The 8,212-nt window shown below is 74.3% G+C and carries 8 protein-coding genes and 1 pseudogene; 4 read left to right on the top strand and 5 right to left on the bottom strand.

Annotation, left to right across the window (positions count from 1 at the left end; translation table 11 throughout):
• Both AOK22_RS36215 and AOK22_RS36210 read left to right on the top strand, forming a co-directional pair.
• Positions 1-946, top strand: a pseudogene (locus AOK22_RS36215) (FAD/NAD(P)-binding protein); the annotation flags it as partial.
• A 49-nt stretch (positions 947-995) separates the two neighbouring features.
• A complete protein-coding gene (locus AOK22_RS36210) occupies positions 996-1,448 on the top strand; it encodes a DoxX family protein (RefSeq protein ID WP_055702925.1) in 453 nt (150 codons plus the stop codon).
• 104 nt (positions 1,449-1,552) lie between these two features.
• Here AOK22_RS36210 and AOK22_RS36205 read toward each other — a convergent pair whose 3' ends face one another.
• Positions 1,553-2,137 (bottom strand): superoxide dismutase family protein, encoded by a 585-nt coding sequence (locus AOK22_RS36205; protein WP_055702924.1) that lies wholly within the window; start codon positions 2,135-2,137, stop codon positions 1,553-1,555.
• Positions 2,138-2,385: 248 nt separating this feature from the next.
• Here AOK22_RS36205 and AOK22_RS36200 point away from each other — a divergent pair, with 248 nt between their 5' ends.
• Positions 2,386-3,018, top strand: coding sequence for a DedA family protein (locus AOK22_RS36200; protein ID WP_055702923.1), 633 nt, complete (start codon positions 2,386-2,388; stop codon positions 3,016-3,018).
• Positions 3,019-3,126: 108 nt separating this feature from the next.
• Here AOK22_RS36200 and AOK22_RS36195 read toward each other — a convergent pair whose 3' ends face one another.
• The 4 genes from AOK22_RS36195 to AOK22_RS36180 form a co-directional block, all read right to left on the bottom strand.
• Positions 3,127-3,351, bottom strand: coding sequence for a DUF2277 domain-containing protein (locus AOK22_RS36195; RefSeq protein ID WP_055702922.1), 225 nt, complete (start codon positions 3,349-3,351; stop codon positions 3,127-3,129).
• Positions 3,352-3,387: 36 nt separating this feature from the next.
• Positions 3,388-5,937, bottom strand: a complete 2,550-nt coding sequence (locus AOK22_RS36190) for a right-handed parallel beta-helix repeat-containing protein (protein ID WP_167357924.1) — start codon at positions 5,935-5,937, stop codon at positions 3,388-3,390.
• A 152-nt stretch (positions 5,938-6,089) separates the two neighbouring features.
• Complete coding sequence (locus tag AOK22_RS36185; RefSeq protein WP_055702921.1) at positions 6,090-6,695, bottom strand: Rv1733c family protein; 606 nt, start codon at positions 6,693-6,695, stop codon at positions 6,090-6,092.
• A gap of 335 nt (positions 6,696-7,030) precedes the next feature.
• On the bottom strand, positions 7,031-7,459 hold the full coding sequence (locus AOK22_RS36180) for a DUF6643 family protein (protein ID WP_055702920.1): 429 nt from the start codon (positions 7,457-7,459) through the stop codon (positions 7,031-7,033).
• A gap of 283 nt (positions 7,460-7,742) precedes the next feature.
• Here AOK22_RS36180 and AOK22_RS36175 point away from each other — a divergent pair.
• Positions 7,743-8,212, top strand: a 470-nt coding sequence (locus AOK22_RS36175; RefSeq protein ID WP_244165251.1) for a TerD family protein, incomplete at its 3' end; no start/stop codon positions are given.

Genomic DNA, 8,212 nt, shown 5'->3' with positions numbered 1-8,212 from the left:
GCCCATGGACCGCACGGACCCCACCGGCTTCGAGGCGCGATTTCTCGCCACCGCCCACCAGAGCCCCCAAGAGGCCGCCGTGCTCACCGAGTTCGGGATCGCGGAGGGCGAGCGCTGGTCCTGGGACCGGCTCTCCCGGCCGCACCCCGACCGCCCCTTCGCCTCGCCCGGCGAGCACCGCTCCTGGCTGCTGCGCAGGCTGCGCGAGGACGCCGCACAGGCCGCACTCGGCAATGTCGCGGGCCCGCTGAAGGCCGCCCTCGACGTCCTGCGCGACCTGCGCAACGAACTCCGCCTGATCGTCGACCACGGCGGCCTGTCCGGCACCTCGCGCCGTGACCACCTCGACCGCTGGTACACGCCCCTCAACGCCTTCCTGTCGATCGGCCCGCCGCGCCGCCGCATCGAGGAGATGGCCGCGCTGATCGAGGCGGGCGTCCTGGAGGTGCTCGGCCCGCGCCTGGAGGTACGGCCGGGCGAGGGGGCCTTCCTCGCGCACTCCCCCGACGTGCCGGGCTCCGATGTGCGCGTCACCACACTCATCGAGGCCCGGCTCCCCGAGCCCGACCTGCGCCGCACCACCGACGAGCTGCTGGCCCGGCTCCTGCGGAGCGGCCGGTGCCGGCCCCACCGGGTCGGCGGCCACGAAACCGGAGGCCTGGACGTGACGCCCCGGCCCTACCACCTGATTGATCGTCAAGGCCGTTCCCACGCACGCCGGTTCGCTTTCGGGGTACCGACGGAAGGGGTCCACTGGGTCACCGCCGCCGGAGCCAGACCCGGCGTCGACTCCGTGACGCTGTCGGACGCGGACGCGGTGGCGCGGGCCGCGCTGCGGACGGCCGCCGCGACCGGGAAAGCGCTCACCCCGGTGCGGACCGGACCCGAAACGGAGGCGGCGACTGACCGAATGTTGAACTTGCAAGCACTAATTAGGTTCCCCTAATCTTGGGCCTCCGCTCGGTTCCGTCCCCAAACCGAAGGAGTCCCTCACCATGACTGGACGTCTCAACAGCGCCCAGCCCTACGCGATAGGCCTGTTCCGCATCGTCATAGGCCTGCTGTTCGCCTGCCACGGCGCCTCGTCGCTCTTCGGCGTGCTCGGCGGCGCGGACGGCAACGGCGGCACCGTCGACGCGGGCACCTGGCCGGGCTGGTACGCGGCCGTCATCCAGCTCGTCGGCGGCACCCTGGTCCTGCTGGGCCTCGGCACCCGCGCGGCGGCCTTCATCGCGTCCGGCTCGATGGCCTACGCCTACTTCAAGGTCCACCAGCCGGAGGCCCTGTGGCCCATGGAGAACGGCGGCGAGGCCTCGGCGATCTTCTGCTGGGCCATGCTCCTGTTCGTCTTCACCGGGTCCGGCGCGTTCGGGCTCGACCGGCTCTTCGCCTCGCGGGGCGGGAGCGAGGAGGGCAAGCCGTCGGAGCGCACTCCGGTCGCGGCCTGACCCTCGACGCACACGTCCCGTGACCTCCGCTCGGCGCGGGGCGGCGCCCCCTTCCTCGTACACACGGGGAAGGGGGCGCTTTCGTGTGCGTACCGTCCGCCGCGTCAGTCCGCGGGCGGCGGGGCGTCCGCGGACGGGGAGCCGAACGGCACCGTGAAGCACGCGACCCGGTCGCCCGCGCCGCCCTGCTCGCGGTGCAGGACCACGGAGGCGGCCCCGCCCGGTCTGAACCCCCAGTCGTGATGGGCGCGCGCCCACCCCGAGCCGTCCGCCCCGGCCGTGAGGTCCAGCCAGATCTCGTTCTCCGGGTTGAGGTAGGCCGGGTCCTTCGACGGTTGCACCGGATCGACGCGGTGCTGGTAGTGGCCGCCCGCCGCCTCGGGCGCCGCGCCGCACGGCTTCTGGTGGACGTGCACGCCGTACGCGTGACCCGGCCGCATCCCCCGCACGCGCACCGCGACGTCCGTGCCCCGCTCGCCGCCGTACTGGACGACCTCGATCCAGGACGCCGCCGGGACCAGCCCCATGTCGTACGTCACCGCCGGCGAGGGGACGAAGGCCGTCGGCGGCGCGAAGGTCGCCTCGGCCCGGGTCCAGTACGTGTCCGCCGCGCCGCCGCCGGCGCCGACCGTGCCGCCCGCGGCGAGCACGGCCGCCGCCACGGCACCGGTCAGTATTCCTGCCACCATCGACCACTCCTGTCGCTCGGATCCCCCGTGTCCCCCATGGCCCCTGTCTCGTTGGTACGGGACTCCGGGGGCGTACGCCGCGCCGGGGACGGCAGCCGGGTGAACGTGACATGGCGAACATCCGAGGCCCCAGTGGATCTACGGCACGGCACTCGGCGTACGCTGTACAGCTGTCATCAGGCCGCCCCTGCCGTTCCCCGGGACACAGCGGCAACGCGCTGCCGATCGGGGAGTCACGGGGAGTCGCGGTGTTGGAGAGCGTGGGGATGCTGACCGGCAGCCCCTGGATCTACGTGGTCGTAGCCCTGTCCGTCCTGCTCGACGTCTTCCTGCCCGTGCTGCCGAGCGGCGTCCTCGTCATCATGTCGGCCACCGCGGCGGCGGCCGCGCAGACCGGCACCGGGCAGATCCCGCACGGCGTCCCCGACATCCTGATGCTCACGCTCTGCGCCGCCACCGCCTCCGTGCTCGGCGACATGGTCGCCTTCCGGGTCGCCCGGCGCGGCGGCGAGCGCCTCGACCGCGCCATCGCGCGCTCCCGGCGGCTCACGCTCGCGCAGGAACGGCTCGGCACGGCGCTCGCGCGGGGCGGCGGCGTCCTCGTCGTCATCGCGCGCTTCGCGCCCGCGGGGCGCTCGGTCGTCTCCCTCGGCGCGGGCGCGGCCCACCGCAGGCTGCGCGAGTTCCTGCCGTGGTCGGTGCTGGCCGGTGTGGCCTGGGCCGGCTACAGCGTCGCCCTCGGCTACTTCGGCGGCCAGTGGCTCGGCGCGACGTGGCTGGCCACGGGCGTCTCGCTGCTGGCGCTGTTCGCGGCGGGCGCGGGCGCGGCCTTCCTCGTCCGCCGGCCCAGGACCGCCGCGCGGGGCGCGGCGGGCGGCTAGCGGGCTCGCGGCGAGGGCCGGAGACCGGCGGACTCGCACAGAACGCCGGAGACCTGGCGGGCGCACGCAGAGGGCCGGACGCGGCACCGGGTCAGGAGGCGGCACCGGTCAGGAGGCGGCGCGGGCCCCTCTGACCTCCAGGTTGTCGAGGAGCTCCGCGGTCGCCGCGGCCACGGCGTCGACGGCGCGGTCGAAGACCTCGCGGTTGTGCGCGGCCGGGGCGCGGAATCCGGACACCTTGCGCACGTACTGCAGCGCGGCGGCCCGGATCTCCTCCTCGGTCGCGTCCTCGGGGATGGCGGGCGGGCGGAGGGTCTTGATGCTTCGGCACATGACTTCAGCTTGCCACCGGCCACTGACAGCCGGCCGTCAGGCCGGGGCGTGCCCGGGGGCCAGGACGGGCGGCCGGTGCGCGGGGAAGTCCGCCGGTGACAGCTCGACCTGCGCCGTACAGCTGACGTCCCCGCACTCGCAGATGAAGGACGCCCTGGCGTCCGCGGCGCCGCCGACGGCCCAGGGGCGGGCGTAGAACCCCTCGTACTGCCGGACGGTCGCGCGATTCGCGTACCGCAGCAGACGCGCCCGCTCGGCCGCGCCGTCCGCCACGGGGCCGGCGGCCAGCGCGTCGGCGAAGAGCTTCTCGACCTCGGCGACCGTGTCCGCGGCGCTCCGCCGCCCGTCGACGGCCAGGACGCGGGCCCCGGCACGGTCCACCTGCGCCTCGATCTCACCGAGCAGCAGCCGGTACAGCTCGGCGACACCCGGGCGCAGTCCGCGCTCCGCGAGGCGGGCGCGCTGCACCTCGGGGGTGGGCAGCAGCCACACCGCGCGGTCGTCCGCACCGGCGACGCCGGGCGTGACGGGCGTGCCCTCGGCGACGGTCAGCGGGGCGGCGGGCAGGGCGCGCAGATCGTCGGCGATCATCGGGCCGCGCTCGTGGTGCAGGGACATCGCGAGCAGGTCGTCGGGCGGCGCCGACCAGCGCTCGGCGGGCGGGAGCCGCTCCCACCGGGCGGCGGCCGCGTGCCCGGCGGCGAGGGCGCGGTCGCGGTGTTCCCAGGTGTGGGCGTCGGCGTTGTACCAGCGCAGTCCGTGCCGCCGCGCGAGCAGCCGGGCGACGGTCGTCTTGCCGGTGCCGGGGGAGCCGGTGAAGACCAGATGGCGGCGCACGGAGGCGGCCTTGAGGCCGGCCTGCTGCCTGCGGCGGCCCACCTCGATCATGTCGGTGAGCGCCCGCACCTCGCGCTTGACGCTGTCCAGGCCGACCAGGGCGTCGAGTTCGCCGAGGACCTCCTGGGAGTCGCGGGCGGACTTCTCGGCCGCGGGCGCCGGAGCGGGCGCGGCGGTCTGCGTGGCCGGCTGCGCGGGTACGGAGCCGAGCAGCCCGACGGTCTGCGTGGCCGTCTGCGGGGCGGGCGTCTCCTGGGGCGCCGACGCGGGCGTGCGCAGGCCGCCGCTCTCGTCGCTCGCGCAGTCCTCGACGAGGGGCCCCTCCTCCGCGAACTCGAACCCGCCGCGCGCGCACCGCTCCGTGCGGCACTTCTTCAGCGTCGTACGACAGCCGTCGATGACGTGGAAGCCGTAGCCGCCGCTGCCGCTGACCCGGCAGCCGTGGAAGCTGCCGCGGCCGCCCGCGGAGACGTAGAAACCGGCCTCGGCGGGCGAAGTGACCGTGCAGCGCTCGATGGTGGGGTCCGCGCCCTTGGTGACGATCACGCCCGTCTGGACCGTGTCGACCGTGCAGCTCGCCAGGGTGCCGCCGCTGCCGTGGTCGCGGAACCACGCGCCCGTGGCGGCCTCGCGGATGCGGCAGTCGTCGAGCTGGGCGGTCGCGCCGTCGCTCACCGACACCGCGGTGTTGCGCACCTGCGAGAGGTCGCTGTCGACGACGTCGACGCGCGAGCCGCGGTCCAGGACGAACAGCGCGTCCGGCACGTCGTGCACCCGGCACGACTCCAGGACGGCGGTCGCGCCGTCGCTGACCCAGACCGCCGGGTAGTCGCCCGTGCTGTCGTGGATCTCGCACTGGTTGGCGTCCACGCGTGTGCCCGGGTCCCACACCGACAGGCCGTTGCGCCCGAACCGGCTGACCGTGGACCGGGTCAGGGTGAGCACGGAGCGCGAGCGCAGGTCGATCGCGTTCTCCGGGATGTCGTGGATCCGGCAGTCGGCGAGGGTGAGCACGGCGTCCGTGTCGAGCGTGACGCCGTCGGAGGTGGTGCGGTGCACGTCGCAGTCGGTCAGATGCGCCGCGGCCCGCCCGGTGACCTGCACACCCGAGCCCTTGACCTCGTACACCTCGCAGCCGATGGCCTCCAGGCCGGTGTGCTCGCCGGCCACCGCGAGCCCGGCGCCCGAGGCGTGGTGGACCCGGCAGCGCTCCAGGCGGGGGTGCGCGCCGCCGCGCACCGCGACGCCGGACTGGCCCGCCGCGACGATCTCGCACTCCTCGTAGACACCGCCGCCGCCGTCGAGCACCGCGATGCCGATGCCGCCGGGGTTGTCGACGGTGCAGCGCCGCACGGTCGGGCGCGCGCCGCCGCGCACCTCGATGCCGGCCGCGGACCGCGTCACCACACGGATGTCGGCGAGCTCAGGGGCGCCGTCCTCGACGAGCAGCGCGGGCGCGGAGGAGTCCTGGCCCTCGATGTGCAGGTCCTGCACGACGGCCGAGGCGCGGACGGTGAGCGGCACGCCGTCGGCCGGCGCGATGCGCACGGAGCCGGGGGAACCGTCGGGCCCGCGCAGCGTCACCGCGCGCTGGACGACGAGGTTCTCGCGGTAGGTGCCCGGGGCGACGGTCAGTATGTCGCCGTCGCCCGCGGCCTCCAAGGCGGCGGCTAGCGATGCGTATTCGCCGGTGCGGCGCCGCCACCGCGACGTGCCGGTGTGCGTCACCTGGACCGTGCCCTGTGCCATGGAGTTGCTCTGCCCCCACCTCGTCGTACGCGCGATCTTGCGTCGATGTGCCGTGTCGATGCGCAAGGAGCCGAAGAGTTCGGCCGGACCACCGTAGCGCGCGCGGACGCGGGGAGTTGACCCGATGGCCAGGCTCCCACCTGCGGGGCCGGTCAGGAACCGGTGCCGGCCTTGCCCCAGTCGGGGCCCACCCGGTCCCAGGCCTGGTCCAGGCGGGCGTGCCGCCCCCGCACGATGCGCCACAGGACGAGCCTGCGGGTGCCCTCGATGAGCCCGACACCGGCCGCGGCCGCGCCGAATCCGGCCAGGACCGCGTGGGTCGTGGCGGTCGCGCCGTCCAGCGGGCGGCCGACGAGCCGGCCCCGCTCGTCGGTCCAGAGCCTGAAGTGGTCGCCGGGGCCGGGGGACTTGAGGTCCGACATCACGACGCCGGAGCGCTCACTGCCGTCGGGCGCCGTCCAGCGCGCGTGTACGCGGGTGTGGGCGTCGCGCGCCGAGGAGGTCTCGGGGTCGGGGTCGATGGGCGGCGAGGCGACCTGACGCACGACGGTGCCCATGACCGCGTGGCGCTCCTGGCGCTGCTGTCGCACCGAGTCGAGGAGGGCGTCCCGGCACAGGTTCGTGGTGAGCGCGCCGGCCACGGGGACGGCGAGGACGATCAACACCAGGGCGGCCAGGGCCAGCCAGGCCTCGACGAGGTCGGTCCCGCGGCGCAGCGGATTGTGCCGCCACCGCCACAGCCCGACGATTGCTCGCACGGCCCTGCACCCCCTTCCGCGTCCGTCTTCACCGGGAACGGACCGGCCCGCGCGCGGGTGGCGAGAAGAGAGAGCGACATCACCCTTCGTCGGCCTTCGCGTCCACGTGCCTCAACGTCCGTTACCCGCCCACGAGTTCCCCGGTCGGACGCCGATCATTCGCGGGCCTTGACGGCATCACCGATGCGGATGATTCCGCAGGTCGGGGGCGACGGGACCGGCAGGGGCGTGCGCCGGGCGCGGACATGCGAGGACGCCGCCGGGCGGCGGCCCGGCGGCGACCCGATGCCGTGCGCGCGGGCGGCCGTTCGGACCCCGGGCCGCCCGCCGCCGGATCAGTACCCGCGGTACTGGCGGTTGTACGGATCCTCGTACGTCGCCGGGGCGGGACGCGGCGTGGCGGGACGCATCGCCTCGTACCCCGTACCGGGAGCTGGCCGCTGGGGCTGGGCGCCCGGGTAGCCGCGCGGACCCGCGGTCTGCTGCGGGATGTACGGCGCGGGAGCCTGCTGCAGCGGTGCGGGCTGCTGGGCCTGGTAGCCGTACGCCGGGCCCGGCTGGGAAGGGGCGGCCGGCAGCGCGGGCAGCGCCGACGGCAGCGCGGGCAGATGACTGTGACTGCCCGTGTCGTACACGGAGGGAACCCGAATCGGGGCGATCTGTGGCGTGCCCCGCTCGGCGACGAGCGAGTCATAGATCGGAGTGTCCGGGAAGGACGGCGCGGAGTAGTAACCGCCGCCATAGGTGGAGCGGGGGGAGGTCATGCTCCATAAGTTAAGCCCTTGATGTGCTGGTTGGGGAGACCGATAAGAGGGTTGTTTTGCGCGTCGGCTGTGGCCGCGGATCCCCAATGCGAGCGAACATGGGAAAATCGGTCGCTGAGCGGTGTTCGGATCGTGTAAAGGCCGCGTTCCCGAAGGGTTACCCGCGGTTGACCGTGGGCCCCGTGGGACATGCCCGTGGGCCTCTTCGCGGTCCGGGTAATAGGTTGGCCATGAACGGAATCGGCGGCCCTGCCGGACGCGGCGACTTGCGATGGGGGCGGACATGACAATGTCTAAAGGATCGAATGTTCCCGTACCCGCACCTGCGGTACGGGTCGAATTGGGATGGGGTTCGGGGGCAGGGGTGCCGGACGCCGACGCCTCCGCGCTCTTGTTGGGATCTTCGGGAAAGGTCCGCTCCGACGCGGACTTCGTCTTTTACAACCAGCCGGCGCACTCCTCGGGTGCGGTGCGGCACGAGGGCAAGCAGAACGCCGGCGCCGCGGTCACCGATGTGCTGACGGTCGATCTCGCGCGCGTGGAGCCCGACATCGAGACCGTGGTGCTCGCCGCGTCCGCCGACGGCGGCACCTTCGGGCAGGTGCCCGGCCTCTACATCCGCGTGCTCGACGCGGCGAGCGGCGCCGAACTGGCGCGCTACGACAGCGCGGACGCGACCGTGGAGACCGCCTTCGTCCTCGGCGAGCTCTACCGCCGCCAGGGCGCGTGGAAGTTCCGCGCCGTCGGCCAGGG

Origin of the sequence: Streptomyces silaceus (assembly GCF_001419745.1) — a bacterium.
Taxonomy (GTDB): domain Bacteria; phylum Actinomycetota; class Actinomycetes; order Streptomycetales; family Streptomycetaceae; genus Streptomyces; species Streptomyces silaceus.
This window is presented reverse-complemented; position numbering and strand designations above follow the sequence as displayed.